This is a genomic window from Pandoraea sp., from assembly GCF_004297875.1.
Classification (GTDB): Bacteria; Pseudomonadota; Gammaproteobacteria; order Burkholderiales; family Burkholderiaceae; genus Pandoraea.
Genome location: NZ_SCSK01000015.1, coordinates 13,178 through 27,076 on the forward strand (window position 1 = coordinate 13,178; position 13,899 = coordinate 27,076).

The 13,899-nt window shown below is 60.9% G+C and carries 12 protein-coding genes; 10 read left to right on the top strand and 2 right to left on the bottom strand.

The features are described from left to right. Positions 1-92: 92 nt before the first annotated feature. The 6 genes from EPN80_RS05830 to EPN80_RS05855 are packed head-to-tail and all read left to right on the top strand — an operon-like array spanning position 93 to position 6,911. Positions 93-1,166 (top strand): porin, encoded by a 1,074-nt coding sequence (locus EPN80_RS05830; protein ID WP_293024720.1) that lies wholly within the window; start codon positions 93-95, stop codon positions 1,164-1,166. Positions 1,167-1,222: 56 nt separating this feature from the next. Next, on the top strand, positions 1,223-2,722 hold the full coding sequence (locus tag EPN80_RS05835; protein ID WP_293024722.1) for an FAD-dependent monooxygenase: 1,500 nt from the start codon (positions 1,223-1,225) through the stop codon (positions 2,720-2,722). Between the two features lie 4 nt (positions 2,723-2,726). Further along, entirely contained in the window at positions 2,727-4,064 is a 1,338-nt protein-coding gene (locus EPN80_RS05840; protein ID WP_293024724.1) for an amidohydrolase family protein, read from the top strand. Further along, positions 4,061-5,059, top strand: a complete 999-nt coding sequence (locus tag EPN80_RS05845; protein WP_293024726.1) for an alpha/beta hydrolase — start codon at positions 4,061-4,063, stop codon at positions 5,057-5,059. The genes EPN80_RS05840 and EPN80_RS05845 overlap by 4 nt, the downstream gene beginning before the upstream one ends. Positions 5,060-5,106: 47 nt before the next feature. Continuing rightward, entirely contained in the window at positions 5,107-5,955 is an 849-nt protein-coding gene (locus EPN80_RS05850) for a fumarylacetoacetate hydrolase family protein (RefSeq protein ID WP_293024728.1), read from the top strand. A gap of 14 nt (positions 5,956-5,969) precedes the next feature. Then, entirely contained in the window at positions 5,970-6,911 is a 942-nt protein-coding gene (locus tag EPN80_RS05855; RefSeq protein WP_293024729.1) for a VOC family protein, read from the top strand. 148 nt (positions 6,912-7,059) lie between these two features. Here EPN80_RS05855 and EPN80_RS05860 read toward each other — a convergent pair whose 3' ends face one another. Further along, on the bottom strand, positions 7,060-7,242 hold the full coding sequence (locus tag EPN80_RS05860) for a hypothetical protein (protein ID WP_293024741.1): 183 nt from the start codon (positions 7,240-7,242) through the stop codon (positions 7,060-7,062). A 6-nt stretch (positions 7,243-7,248) separates the two neighbouring features. Further along, the gene (locus tag EPN80_RS05865) at positions 7,249-8,151 is read right to left on the bottom strand and encodes a LysR family transcriptional regulator (protein ID WP_293024731.1); all 903 of its coding nucleotides are present in this window, start codon (positions 8,149-8,151) and stop codon (positions 7,249-7,251) included. A gap of 253 nt (positions 8,152-8,404) precedes the next feature. Between EPN80_RS05865 and EPN80_RS05870 the strand changes: the two genes are divergently transcribed. The 4 genes from EPN80_RS05870 to EPN80_RS05885 all read left to right on the top strand — a co-directional run bounded on the left by EPN80_RS05870 (position 8,405) and on the right by EPN80_RS05885 (position 13,536). Beyond that, positions 8,405-10,174, top strand: coding sequence for an adenine deaminase C-terminal domain-containing protein (locus EPN80_RS05870; protein ID WP_293024733.1), 1,770 nt, complete (start codon positions 8,405-8,407; stop codon positions 10,172-10,174). Positions 10,175-10,341: 167 nt separating this feature from the next. Beyond that, positions 10,342-11,052 carry a DUF6198 family protein gene (locus EPN80_RS05875; RefSeq protein WP_293024735.1) on the top strand — a complete coding sequence of 237 codons (711 nt, stop codon included), beginning with the start codon at positions 10,342-10,344 and terminating at the stop codon, positions 11,050-11,052. Positions 11,053-11,130: 78 nt separating this feature from the next. Beyond that, positions 11,131-12,213 carry a porin gene (locus EPN80_RS05880; protein WP_293024737.1) on the top strand — a complete coding sequence of 361 codons (1,083 nt, stop codon included), beginning with the start codon at positions 11,131-11,133 and terminating at the stop codon, positions 12,211-12,213. A 399-nt stretch (positions 12,214-12,612) separates the two neighbouring features. Beyond that, complete coding sequence (locus EPN80_RS05885; RefSeq protein ID WP_293024739.1) at positions 12,613-13,536, top strand: dihydrodipicolinate synthase family protein; 924 nt, start codon at positions 12,613-12,615, stop codon at positions 13,534-13,536. Positions 13,537-13,899 lie beyond the last annotated feature (363 nt).

Sequence of the window (13,899 nt, forward strand, 5' to 3'; positions counted from 1 at the left end):
GTGATTGCCGCAATCGCCGGCAAGCGCGGTTGAAGAACGCGCAGCGAGTTTCGGCGCGGCCAACATAAAAACTATGTCAAGGAGACGGATAGATGAAAGTGCGACATCGCAATCTAATGATTAGTAGTGCAATATGTATGGCGGCGATTGGAACGGCCAGTGCGCAATCGAGCGTCACGCTCTCCGGACTGCTCGGCATGGGAGTGTCATACACCAGCAATGCCGGAGCCGGTGGTGGTGCGCAGTATCAAGCGACGAACACACACGCGGTGCCATTCATTGCGATGGCAGGAAAGGAGGTCATCGATAGCGACACTTCTGCCATTTTCCGCTTAAGCCGCTATGTGTTCCTCAACAACGGCATGGATCTGCCGTATGAGAGTTACGTTGGCTTGAGCTCGGCGAGCAGGGGCACGCTGACGATTGGTTCGATGTATGACTTGCTGGCAGACCTCGTGCCGTTCACTTCAGAGCGATTTACATCGCTTCTCGCAACCCACCCGGGCAATCTCGACAGAACGGTCGGCAATGCGCTGAACAATTCCATCAAGTACAAATCGCCGATTTACGGCGGCTTTCAGTTTGGCGCAATGTACGGCTTCGGGCAATCTTCGTCGACGACCAACACCGGGCGGGTGGTCGGCGCGGAACTCAATTTCACGGCAGGACCCTGGCAATCCATCGCGGTTTGGGAGTCGGTCAACGGCGTGCCGTACACCCCTGGCACTAGGCTCGGTGTGTCATCTCTGTATGGGGTCAATTTTTCGGCGGCACCGAACACGTTGATCTATCAGCGGCAGAACACTGGCACGCTCGGCATGGCATATGCCAACGACGGCTGGCGTGTGATGGGTAACTACAGCTACACGCGCTTATCGGCGCTGGGTGATTCCGCTACCGCGCAGACGGTCGATGTGGGGGCCTATAAGTACGTGACGCAGCGACTGCGACTCGGTGGCGGCTATTCGTACACCAAGCTCGAATCATATAAGTGGAATCAGTTTCATGCGCATGCCGACTACGCGCTTTCCAAACGCACGAGCCTGTATGTGCTTGGCGTGCTCCAGCTTGCCGGTGCTGGTCAGCGGGCGGTGATGCGCAATCAGGCTCCGGCAGCTGGCCCGCATCAGGTGGAGATCGAGGCTGGCATCACGCATTTCTTTTGACGGCCGGCGAGGCTCGGCCGATATCGCAAGGTTCGTCAGTTGATGGAGACAACGTAATGCAGTGGGATGTCATCGTGATTGGCGGCGGGCCGTCGGGCTTGACGGTCGCGGCCGAGTTGGCCGGGGCCGGCGCCAGAACGCTGGTGCTGGAGCGTCGGACCGCCGGCGTGCAATCGCGCGCCGGCACGCTTTTGCCGCGTGTACTTGAATTGTTCGATGCGCGTGGCATCGCCGATCGATTTATCGAGAAGACGCGTGAAATCGCTCCTTATCCCTTTCGGCCGACCCATATATGGGCAGGTTTTCATCCGATCGAGTGGAAACATCTCGAAACGCGTTTTGGCTTCACGCTTGGCCTGCCACAGAACTTGACGGAGGAAATTCTGTGGGAATGGGCTACGGAGTGCGGCGCGGTCATTGAGCGCGGCGCCGAGTTCCGTGATATCCGTGAGGACGCCGACGGCCTTGAAATCGACGTGATGTTCGGCGACGGCACGATAGGCACACGCCGCGCACGCTATCTGGTCGGCGCGGATGGCGGGCGCAGCGCAGTGCGAAAAAGGATCGACCTGCCGTTCGACGGGCATGCGGGCACGTTTCGCGGCATCGTTGTCGATGCGTTTTTGGAGGCCCCATGGCCGAGCGGGCGCATCAACGTCGACAACGAAATGGGCTGGGTTCGCGGTTATACGTTCGGCAAGGGTGTAACGCGCTTCAATATCGTGCATCGCGAGCGGCGTCATGCGCCGAGGGACGAACCGGTCACGCTGGACGAGGTGCTGCAGTGCATTCGCGACGTGCACGGCACCGACTACGGCATTAAGTCCTACCGTTGGGCCTCGCGCTTCGACGACCAGATGCGGGCCGTGCCGACGTTGCGCCGAGGACGCGTGTTTCTGGTCGGCGAGTCCGCACGCATCCATTATCCGTCCAGCGGTGTGGGTATGAATTTCTGTCTCCAGGACGCGTTCAATCTGGGCTGGAAGCTGGCCAATGTGGTGAAAGGCGTGGCCGACGAAGCGACGCTCGACACCTATGATGCCGAGCGTATGCCGGTCATGCGTCGCTTGCTCGACAGCGTGCGGGCGCAATGCGCGCTGCAATTCAATTTTTCGCCCGAGGCGGTGGCACTCAAGCGGCGAATGCAGGCTGAATTTATTCCGCTGACCGACGTTCAGCGCAAGCTGGTGCTCGAACTGTGCGGACTCGAGATCCCCTATCCCAGCGACGCGGGCAGCCATCCGCTGGTCGGGCATTGCTGTCCCGACGTCGACTTGATGCTGCTCGACGGCAAGTCAGTGGCGCTGACCCAGACCCTGCGCCAGCGTCACTTCATCCTACTTGACCTGGAAGGCTTTGGCCGTCAATTTGAAACGCTCGACGTTCGGGGGTTGCCGGTGACCGTGCTGCAAGCGCGCGTGGCGCGCATTCCGGCGGCACTCGAGGGTGTGAAGGGGTTGTTGGTGCGCCCCGACGGCTATGTGGCGTGGGCTAGCGACAACACGGTGAAAGCTGGCGAAGTCGTGGAGCAGCTCGGTAAGTGGCTAAGGAGGTGAGCAGATGAACGAACAACGCATGCTTCTGAGCGGCGGCTGGATCGTGAGCATGGACGAGGCTATCGGCGATCTGCACGAAGGCGACCTCCTGGTCGAGGGCGAGCGCATCGTCGCGGTCGCGCCGCGCATTGATGCGGCAGATGCCGAGCGCGTCGACGCACGCGGAATGATTGTCCTGCCAGGCTTCGTCGATACGCATCGCCACACGTGGCAAAGTTGCGTTCGGCATCGGTATGCAGACATCGATCCCCAGATCTATTTTGCCGAGATGCTGGGCGCCAAAGGAGCGGCATTCCGGCCCGAGGACGTCTACACGGGTACGCTGCTCGGCGCGGTTTCCGCTCTCGAAGGCGGGATCACCACCATGCTCGATTGGTCGCACGTGCAGAACTCGCCAGAGCACGCGGACGCCGCGATCCTGGCGCTGCGCGACGCAAACATTCGTGGTGTTTTTGCGCACGGCTGGCCGCTGGTCGATGGTGGGTCCTGGATGTTCGACAGCAGGCGCGGGCATCCGCCCGACATTCGGCGCTTGCGCGAGCGCTTCTTTTCATCCGACGATCAATTGCTCACCCTCGCGATGGCGGCGCGGGGGCCAGAGATGGCCCAGCGCGACGTTTGGCTTGCCGATTTACGGCTGGCCCGTGAACTTGCCATTCGCTCCAGCATTCACATGGGCGCCTATGCGCGTAATGCGCCGGTGCGTGCGATCGCCCAGATGCATGCGGCCAGCATGCTCGGCGAGGATCTGACATTCGTGCATTGCTGCTTTTCCGGAGCGGACGAAATCGCGATGATGGCCGATGCCGGCGTCAGCGCGTCGCTTGGAGTGCATTGCGAGTTGAATGCGCAGGGCATTGGCGACATCCCGCTCGACCGCTTGCTCGCCGCAGGTGTCCGCCCGAGTCTGAGCGGAGACACTGAGACGAAGTGCTCGGGCGACATGTTTACGCAGATGCGACACACGTTCGCATATTACCGGTCGTGGATGGGAGGCGGGCATTCCCGGGTGCCCAACGCTCCAGCTACGCTAACGCTGCGCGAAGTGCTCGAGTTCGCCACTGTCGCGGGCGCGCGGGCAAACGGTCTTCACCATAAGGTCGGCTCGCTGACACCAGGCAAGCAGGCAGACATCGTCATGATCCGCGGTGACGACCTTAATCTCGCACCGGTTTCCGACGCCATCGGTGCGGTCGTGCTGGCGGCGCATCCGGGCAATGTGGATTCTGTCTTTGTGGCGGGTCGTGCAGTCAAGCGTCATGGCCGAATGGTCGGTATCGACCTTGAACGTCTGCGTCAACGGGCGCGGGCTTCCCAACGGTACGTTCTGGGGCTGCGATGAACGACACCCATCCAGCGCAGGCACTCGATGCCGAACTGTCCGCCATCGTGACGGCGCGTGCCGCATCGAACAGTCCGCCGCCATTCTCCGGCACACCGGAGCAGGCGCGCGAACGCATGCGGCTTGCCGTCATGACCGCGCGCCAACGGGTCGCCATGCCGGTCGTTGGCGCCGTGGAGGATGCGGTCGCGGTTGACATTGTGCGAGGCGCTACGAGGCATGTTCCTGTGCGCATTTACCGGCCGCAGGACACGCCGATGCCTTTGCCAACGACAGTGTTTTTTCATGGCGGCGGATTCGTGTTGGGCAGCGTTGAGCTTATGGACGACATTGCACGCAAGCTCTGCCGGGACACTCACACCGTGGTTGTGTCCGTGGACTACCGGCTGGCGCCGGAGCATCCATTCCCGGCCGCTCATGACGATGCGCTGGCCGCGGTGCGCTGGGCAATTCGTCACGTGGACCACCTTGGCGGGGACGCGTCGCGCATCGCTGTCGCTGGCGAAAGCGCGGGCGCCAACCTGGCTACTTCAACGGCGTGGGAGCTGCGCGGCGCAGATCGGCGCCTGGCCGCGCAGTTGCTGGTCGTGCCCGGCGTGGATATGGCAAGAGACGTGGCTCGTATCGAGGCGACGCGCACCGACTTTCCAATGTTGTCCACGAACGATTTACGCGAGATCGCGAGACTTTACATGGGTGCGGCAAAAGCACGCGCCACCGAATGTCCACCGTCGCCGCTGCGGGCGGCTGACCTCGCCGGTATGCCACCGGCGCTCGTTGCCGTTGCCGGTCATGATCCGTTGCGCGATGAGGGAATCGCTTACGCCAAGCGTTTGGAGTCCGACGGTGTGCCGGTTGAACTTTGTCTCTTCGAGGACATGTTTCATACCTTCTTCGGCTTGTTCGAGGCATCGGCATCGGCGCGCCGAGCCAGCGATGCGATCTGCCACGCCTTCGCAGCCTGGATAGATCGTCATGCCTTGCCGGCCACCTGACAGTGGCATGACAGAGCCGATCGTACTTACTGTTTTCAGGAGTGGTTATGCGTTACGTTTCATTTCTCCATAATGACAAGCCCACCTTGGGCGTTCGCGAGGGCGATGCGATCCGGATCGTTGGCGAGGAGGCGCTCGAGTTGCTGCTCGCTCGCGGAGTCGATCTGACTGTGCACGGGCGGGCGCGGTCAGGTCAAGCCTCCATAACTGCGGAAGGTCTCACGTTCCTGCCGCCGCTGACGCGCCCACCGAAGATTATCTGCGCAGGTCTGAACTATGCCGACCACACCAAGGAGAGCAAATATGAGCAACCAGACTACCCGACCATCTTTTTCCGTGTGGCGACCAGTCTGGTAGCGCATGGGCAACCTCTGGTACGTCCGGCGGTACCAGACAGCGAGGGCCTTGACTTCGAGGGGGAGATCGCCGCTATTCTCGGCAAAGGGGGGCGCCACATCCGCCCGGAAGACGCGCTTGCTTACGTTGCCGGTTACGCGGTATTCAATGACGCCTCCGTGCGTGAATACCAATTCAAGTCGCCGCAATGGACAGTTGGCAAGAATTTTGACCGCACCGGAGGGTTCGGCCCTGATCTGGTCACTGCCGATGAGCTGCCGCCCGGGGTGAAGGGGTTACGTCTGGAGACTCGCTTGAACGGCAAAGTAGTGCAATCGGCAAGCACCGATGACATGCTATTCGACGTGGCGAGCCTGATCAGCATCGTGAGTCAGGCGATGACGCTGGAGGCGGGAGACGTGATTGTAACCGGCACGCCATCAGGCATTGGCTGGGCGCGTACACCGAAGCTATTGATGCGGCATGGCGATGTGTGCGAGGTGAGCGTCGAAGGTATTGGAACGCTGCGCAATCCAATTGCCGACGAGATCAAACGCTGATTCGAGGAGTTGCCATGCGACAAGAATCACGCTTTCAAGCGGCCGCGGCGGTACATTCCATTGACCATTTTGCATTGAACGTCCCGTCCCTGGCCGACGCTCTCCGGTTCTTCGAGTCCTTTGGCCTGGATGTCGAGCCGGCGTCGGGACAGATCGCCGGGCTGGAATTGCGCGCTGCGGATGGCCATCGCTGGGCACGCCTGTTGGCCGCGTCAGATAAGTCACTGGCTTACTTGTGCTTTAACGCTTATGCGGCCGATCTTCCGGTGCTTCGGACGCAGGTGATTGCGGCGGGGGGTACGAATATTTCTCCGGCGCTCGGTGATGCAGGTGCGGGATTTTGGTTCCACGATCCTGACGGCAATCTCATTCAGGTCCGCGCCGGAAAAAAAACCAGCCCGGACTGTAAAGTGCCTCATGTCAGCGCAGGTGCCGCAGCCGATACGCGCGGTGCCTGCACCCGCGCTGAGGCCCCCCGCGTGCGGCCCAGGCGACTATCGCATGTACTGCTTTTCACGACAGACGTATTGCGTGCGGTAGCTTTCTACGAGCGCGCACTGGGGCTGAGGCTGTCCGATAAGTCGGGCGATTTGATTGCCTTTACCCATGCGCCCCATGGTTGCGACCATCATTTGGTTGCTTTTGCCAAGAGCAGTGCGCGCGGCTGGCACCATTCGTCATGGGACGTCGCGAGTGTGGACATGGTCGGCCAGGGTGCGGCACAAATGGCCGCTGCCGGCTACGCGAGGGGGTGGGGAACCGGAAGGCATGTGCTCGGCGCTAACTATTTTCACTACGTCGAAGACCCGTGGGGCTCGTTTTGCGAGTATTCGGCCGACATTGACTTCATATCCGCTGGGCGAGAGTGGCCAGCCGGAGATTTTCTACCGGAAGATTCGCTCTATCTGTGGGGACCGCCCGTACCAGAAAATTTCGTGCGGAACACGGAGGTGTGACCAACCCCCAGTCTGGGCGTGCGCCTTGCAATTCGCCATCGCGGCTGATTCGTATGGCGCCAAGCACGAAAAAAGGTCTCTGGCGAAGACGAAGCGGAGTGGTGCCGACAAGCAACCTGTTTGGCAACCTCATGAAACCCGCCAACCATCACGCCGAACGCGTGACCCGCACCGGCCCGGACTTGTATGAAGGCGTGCCGCTTTCCTTGTCGAAGTAATCGAGCGGTACCAGCACATTGGTTTCCGGATAGCAGGCGGCTACCGAGCCTTGCCGATGCCGATCGGCTGCGGCAGCCCCGCTCGGGGTGCCCCATGACTGCGCAAAAGCCAATGCGACCTATCCGCTCATCTCGCCCAGCACGCCGATGATCTCTTCAGCGAGCATCACGCTCGCAAGGCCTCGCCCGAGCTTTGCGCGGCGGACCAGCGAGAGCATGTTCTTGCTGAAGACGCGATCGCGGATCTGCCGGTAGGTAAGGACATCCTGACGGTACTCCTCGACGATATCGAACTTGCTGAGAAAGGCGATGCTTTCGCCCGCGGCCGCCAGACGCTTCATGGTTTCGATCGAATTGGTGCGAAAGGCCGGCTCGACGCTGAGGCCGGCCTCGGCGAAAGTGTCGGCGACGATGCCATGGATCAGCATGGAGCGATCCGGGAAGATGAGCGGGTAAGACGCGCAATAGGCGAGCGGAATGGACTCCATGCGCGCCAGCGGATGGCTCGGAGAGATAACCGCGCCCAGGCGCGTGTCCATTTCCCAAAGGGTTTCGAGTTGTGGCGAGGGCGGCAGATTGAAACCCAGGCCGAGATCGGCCTCGCCGCTGGCGATCGCATCCTGGATTTCCAGCACTGACATGACCCGAATCGAAATTTTGATATGGGGATGGCTGGCGCAGAAATGCGTCGCTGCGGTCGAGGCGATGCCGCTGGCCAGGCCGGTCATGGTCGCAATGATGACTTCACCCTTTTCCAGCGTTTTGAGGTCTCGTATCTCGGCTTCGACCTGGCGGTATTCCGACAGGGTGCTGCGCACATGGGCCAGGAGTATTTCCCCGGCCGGCGTTGGCCGTAGCCCACGCGGCAGGCGCTCGAACAGGGGTTCGCCGATGGCCTCTTCGAGCAGCAGCACGTGCTTGCTGATGGCAGATGGGGCAACGTGCAGTTTTTCGCCGGCGGCGCGGATGGAACCGCAGCGCGCGACTTCGTCGATGTAGCGCAACAGGCGTGAATGGAGCATGGCGGTCGGTCCTGAGTTCGAGCGTATCGTACTCGAAAAACGCACAGTATGTGCTGAAAACGTCGCTTTTCAGAAACGGTTAATTCGGTTTTCATTACACCAGTCGCCCCTTGCAGGCGATTGGATCTGACAGAGCCGAACCCGCGCTCGTCCCGCTTTGCCGCACGCGGGGCTGGGCCTCGGTTTGACGGATCGGTTCGCTATCGAGCCGCGGCAAACAGGCTCGAGCCAATTGATGAAAGAGAGACAAGCCATGTACCAAGAAGTCACCGCGAGAAATGCCCCGGCATCCGGGCAACGCGATCAGGTTGCCGCCCACTACGATCAGGTGAGGGCGATTTTCGACATCCTGAACGGAAAAAAGGAAGCCGACCTGCTGCTGAGGAATCTGAACATCCTGGACGTGCATAGCGAGACCGTCTACCAGGGCTCGATTCTTGTCTACGACAAGCGCATCGTGGCGCTGAATCCTGATGAGACGGCCATCAAGGTGCGTCAGGTATTCGATGGCGAGGGACTGTACGCGATTCCGGGGCTGATCGATGCGCACGTTCACTTCGACGCGCAACTGGCGCATCCCGCGGCATTTGCCGAGGCGATCGTGCCGTGCGGCACGACCACCATCTTCTCCGAGTGTCTCGATTTCGTGAGCGCGGCCGGGGCCGAGGCGGTGGAGGCGACCGCGCAACTGTTCCGCCACCACGAGCGCCTGCCATATCGCGTGTATGCGTTTGCGCCCGGCAAGAAGACCTCGGTGGAGGTCACCGATGCGCTGTTGAAGATGGAGCCGGTGATCGGCTTGGGCGAGCTCGCGCATCTGACCTACAGCGTCGGCAACGACGACGATTTCCGAAAGTCGGCGTTGGGACGCGCCAAGGGCGGCTTCATGAACACGCACTGGGGAGTGACCACGCTCTCTGACATGATGCTGAACTACATGCCGGCGATCGGCGCGTTTGCCAATCACGATGTCTGGAAAGAGGACGACATCGAGAAAAGCGTGCGCTACGGCCTGCAGACGCAAATCAAGTTCGGCGTCGGCAGCGCCGAGGTGATCAAGATCATGCTGCGCGCGATCGTCAAGCGCAAATGGCCCGCCGAGAATTTCCAGCTGTGCGCGGACAATATTTCGGTCGATCGCTTGCTGACCAAGGGCCATATGGATTGGGTCGTGTCGCTGTGTGCCGAAATGGGCATCGACCCGATCCAGGCAATCAAAATGGCCACGCTCTATACGGCCAGGGCATTCCGGATGGACAACAAGTTCGGTTCGCTCACGCCGGGCCGTTTCGCCGATATCGTACTGACCGACAGCCTGTCGAAAATCAACCCGCGCTTTGTTTTCAAGGATGGCGAGCTGGTGGCCAAAGACCGCAAGATGCTCAAGCACGCCGATATCGACTATTCCGGCATGGTGAAGGAGCCGGTGCCGGGACTTGGCAACCTGAGCCCGGAAGAGCTCGAGCTGGCGCCGCTGGAGATTTCAGCCGACGGCAAGCAGGCCAAGGTGTATCTGTTCGACGTCTACGGCCGGGGACACGAAAAGTTTTATCAGGAGGTATGGGTGCCGGTGCGGGACGGAAAAATCGTCCCTGAAGTGGGCGGCGTCAAGCTCAATCGCATTGCCGTGGTGCAGCGCTACGCCAACGGCAAGCGCCATGTGGTCAATGGACTGTTCAAGGGCGTATGCATCGAGCGCGGTGCGGTGGCGACGTTCTGGCCGGCGCCCAAGGCTTATTTCGTCGCCGTAGGGCAGGACAGCGCGGAAATGTGTCACTGTCTGAGGCAGGTCGATGCACAGGTGGGAGGCTGCGTCGTCACCGAAAACAAGGTGGTCAAGGCGTCGCTGCCGCTCGATATTTACGGCGTGATGGCCAATATGAGCCTGTCCGATCTGGTTGCCGCGACGCGCGCCATCGACGCTGCGTTGGAGGCGATGGGCAATCGCAATGAGGGCGAACCGGTGGTGAACAAGCTCCTGACGTTGTTCATCTCGCTGGACCGCTTTGGGTTCATGGTGTGAGGCCAAACCGATAGAAGGAGGGGCCGGCAGGTGCGATAACGACCCGCCGGCCGTGGGAGTCGAGGATGCGCCGGCGCGTACCCTGACTCCCGATAATAGCGCGGCGCCTCATGACAGGCAGGGGCGACCGGATTCGCAAAAACAAGGAAGACAACCGAGAGACAATCATGGCGCACCATGAACGAGAAGCGGAAATCATCGATACCGGCAGCCTGACGCGGCGCTGGATCACATACACCGTCGGAATTTACATACTGACACTGGGGATCAGTCTGGCGATCAGGGCCGGCATTGGCATTTCGCCGCAGAGCAGCCTGACCCGCACCATGACCCTGGTGTACACGTCGCTGAGTCAGGGAACCTACAACTTTATGCTCGAGTTGTTCATGCTGTTCCTGACCTATCTGGTGTTGCGCAAGGACTTCAAAGCCAAGGACTTCGCTTCGTTGATTCCGGCGTTCGTGCTCGCGTCGTGCCTGAATCTGAACCTGATGCTGACCCGCTCGATCGGGTTCCAGGACTATTTCCTGAAGTTGTCTTTACTCGCGCTCGCGGACGCCCTGACCGCGTTCGGGCTGTTCCTGATGATTCGAGCGAATCTCGTGCTCATGCCGATCGACATGTTCGTCAACGCGATTTTCAGGCGCACCGGATGGAAATGGGGAAACATCAAGACGGCCTTTGACTGCACGTTGCTGCTGGTCAGCGCGGCGATTGGTTTCGCGTTCCTGGGGGCCCCCAAGTTCATCCGCGAAGGCACTTTCATGAACGCCATTCTGGTGGGGCAGTACATCAAGCTCTATTTCTTTCTGTTCAAGAAAGCCAAGGCTGCCAGGGCGTCGCATCAACGGCGCGCGCTGGAACACCGGCCGAACTAGCCCATTTGCCTTTTTCCTGCGAGACGTCACGCGCGTGTGACGTCGGCTCTCGCTCGTCATTTTGAAAGAGAAAACACTATGTTCAAGGAATGGACTTTCCCTCGCACGCTGGAAAAAATCTGCCGCACCGGCGTGGCCCTGGCCCTTGTGGTGGTAAGCCTTCATGCCAGTGCGCAGTCGAGCGTGCGGCTGTACGGCATCGTCGACGCATGGACCGGTTATCAGCGCATACCCGGCAATCGCGGTGCCGCGCAAGTGGGCGGCGGCGGCATGTCGACCTCGTTCTGGGGGTTCGGTGGCCAGGAAGATCTGGGCGGCGGCTACAAAACGACCTTCGCCATCGAGGGATTTTTTCGGCCGCAAAATGGCCAGTACGGATCGTTCAACGGTGACTCGTTCTTCTCCCGCAATGCCTATGTGGGCATCGCGTCGCCGGGCGGAACGCTGACGCTTGGGCGGCAGGGCAGCCTGCTTTATTTGCAGTCCGCGCAGTTCAACCCTTTTTACGCTTCGTTCACTTTTTCTCCAACCATCAATCAGTTATATGCCGGATTGGGCACCTATCCGGGCTACGCTACCGATCAGGGCATTCTGGGCGGCACCTCATGGAGTAACGCGATTCAATATGCCACGCCGCAGGCCGGTGGCTTGAGCGCCCGCGTCGCATATGCGCCTGGCAACCAGGCGGGCAACGACAGCGCCAAGAAGTTTGCCACCCAGGCAACGTTCTCGCAGGGAGCATTCGCGATCGGGGCGACCTACCAATATCTGAACTTCAGCACCACGCCGGGGGATCTCGGCAACCTGCTGCATGGCCTGCAAAGCCAGACGGCGGCGCAACTGGGCGTGTCGTATCGCATTCGCGCCGTGAAATTGTTCGGGGAATACACGTATACCGGCAACCGACTGGCGGGCGGCAGCTTCCACGTCAATATGCTGCAGGCCGGGCTGGTGGTGCCGGTGGGCGTGGGCCGTGTGCTGGCCTCGTACGCGTACTCGCGCGACGATGGGAACTTGAACAAAACGCGCCAGACGGCAGCGCTCAGCTACGATTATCCGTGCTCCCTCCGTACCGACGTCTATGCCGGCTACATGTACGATCATGTCGCGAGTCTGTCGAGCGGCAACACCTTGGGTGTCGGCATTCGGACCCGTTTCTGAGACGCTCCCTGCGCCTGTTCGACGGCGCCGCACCGCCTGTGGCTGTTCGGCATGGGCGGTGCGGCGCAAGCGCGGGCTGAATCGCACGACCTACAGCCGCTCGCGAACCCTATCCTCCCGCGCCGGCCGGCAAACACCGGCAGCCCCTCGCAGAAATGGAACGAGGCGAGTCGCGGCATGCCGCGCCGTGACTTGCCGTGCCATGCCTCGTAAAGCATATCTGAAATGCTTGTCTTGCCTCTTCACGCATGTCGCCGAGACACCTACACTGTTTTTCATACCCGTTGTCCGTTGCCCGGAACCTGGGCCGAAGCAGGCGACGAGTGGGTTACCGGAAAAGCAGTTCGTTTTTGACGGGCGCTTTCAATTTTTCTACTTCCTGTATCAGTTGGAGACATGATGAAAAGCATTGATCTACGAGGTCTCGTTCCCGCTCCCGTGACGCCTTTTACCCGCGACGGCGCAGTCGATCACGCAGCAATCCAGCGGCTGGGCTCGTGGCTTGGGAGTTTCGAGGGCGTGAAAGGGCTCACCGTGCTCGGCCACGCTGGCGAAGGCACGTTTTTGACGCAGGACGAGCAACTGGCCGTGATCGAGAGTTTCGTGAAGTCGGTTGACGGAAAGATTCCGGTCATCGCGGGCATCACACTCGAAGGTACCCAGGTCGCCGCGCTCGAGGCAAAGCGCGCGGTCAAGGCCGGCGCGTCGGCGGGCCTGGTATATCCGTCTCACGGCTGGCTGCGTTTCGGGTACCAGAAGGGCGCGCCGCAGGACCGTTACCGCGCGATTCACGAAGAAAGCGGTTTGCCGCTCATTTTGTTCCAATATCCGGACGTGACCAAAGCGACCTATAACCTCGAAACCCAGCTCGAGATCGCCGCGCAGCCGGGCGTGTTCGCCATGAAGAACGGGGTCCGCAATATGCGGCGCTGGGATACCGAAATCCCCGTGCTGCGCCGCGAGCGTCCGGATCTGCAGATTTTGACGTGTCACGACGAGTATCTGCTGCATACAATGTTCGACGTCGATGGCGCGCTGGTGGGTTACGGCGGCTTGACGCCCGAGCCGCTGATCGAGCTGATCGCCGCCGGCAAAGCGCGCGACTACAAGGCCGCTCGCGCCATTCACGATCGCCTGCTTCCGGTGACCCGCAACGTGTATCACCGCGGGTCGCACATGGAAGGGACCGTGGCGCTCAAGCATGGCCTGGTCGCACGGGGCATTCTGGAGCACGCGACGGTGCGCTCGCCGCTGTTGCCGCTGCAAGCCGGGGCCGAAGTGGAGATTGCTCAGGCGCTGCGCTCGGCCGGTTTGGTGGATTGATCGCCGGGGGGCTTCCGTCGGCGGCATGCGACGGAAGTCCGGCGGAATATGGCATCGTGTGGTGCCATCAGCCAGAACTACAGGGCGCAGCGCATGGCGACTCCGCCCGCGGGCGAGGTCCGATCGCCCGGCCGCGCACTGCATCGAGTCGGTATTGCCCATCACGCTAATTCAGGTGATGGGATGGCGGTCCGGCATGCTCCGGATAGAGCCAGTCAAAGGCCGAACGAGCCGATAATTATATGGAGATGTAATGGATGCCTCCCTCCCTACGGGGATTGAAACTGGGACTGGAGTACGGAGATGAAGAACGTGGCTGTTCTGTGGAGTTGTCTTGCGGCGATCGCAAGGTGGACCCTCGAA

What these genes read in the sequence shown, in the direction of transcription:
- EPN80_RS05845 (WP_293024726.1), top strand. Translation starts at nt 4,061, where the DNA reads ATGAACGACACCCATCCAGCGCAGGCACTCGATGCCGAACTGTCCGCC.
- EPN80_RS05855 (WP_293024729.1), top strand. Translation starts at nt 5,970, where the DNA reads ATGCGACAAGAATCACGCTTTCAAGCGGCCGCGGCGGTACATTCCATT.
- EPN80_RS05880 (WP_293024737.1), top strand. Translation starts at nt 11,131, where the DNA reads ATGTTCAAGGAATGGACTTTCCCTCGCACGCTGGAAAAAATCTGCCGC.
- EPN80_RS05830 (WP_293024720.1), top strand. Translation starts at nt 93, where the DNA reads ATGAAAGTGCGACATCGCAATCTAATGATTAGTAGTGCAATATGTATG.
- EPN80_RS05850 (WP_293024728.1), top strand. Translation starts at nt 5,107, where the DNA reads ATGCGTTACGTTTCATTTCTCCATAATGACAAGCCCACCTTGGGCGTT.
- EPN80_RS05885 (WP_293024739.1), top strand. Translation starts at nt 12,613, where the DNA reads ATGAAAAGCATTGATCTACGAGGTCTCGTTCCCGCTCCCGTGACGCCT.
- EPN80_RS05835 (WP_293024722.1), top strand. Translation starts at nt 1,223, where the DNA reads ATGCAGTGGGATGTCATCGTGATTGGCGGCGGGCCGTCGGGCTTGACG.
- EPN80_RS05865 (WP_293024731.1), bottom strand. Translation starts at nt 8,151, where the DNA reads ATGCTCCATTCACGCCTGTTGCGCTACATCGACGAAGTCGCGCGCTGC.
- EPN80_RS05870 (WP_293024733.1), top strand. Translation starts at nt 8,405, where the DNA reads ATGTACCAAGAAGTCACCGCGAGAAATGCCCCGGCATCCGGGCAACGC.
- EPN80_RS05875 (WP_293024735.1), top strand. Translation starts at nt 10,342, where the DNA reads ATGGCGCACCATGAACGAGAAGCGGAAATCATCGATACCGGCAGCCTG.
- EPN80_RS05840 (WP_293024724.1), top strand. Translation starts at nt 2,727, where the DNA reads ATGAACGAACAACGCATGCTTCTGAGCGGCGGCTGGATCGTGAGCATG.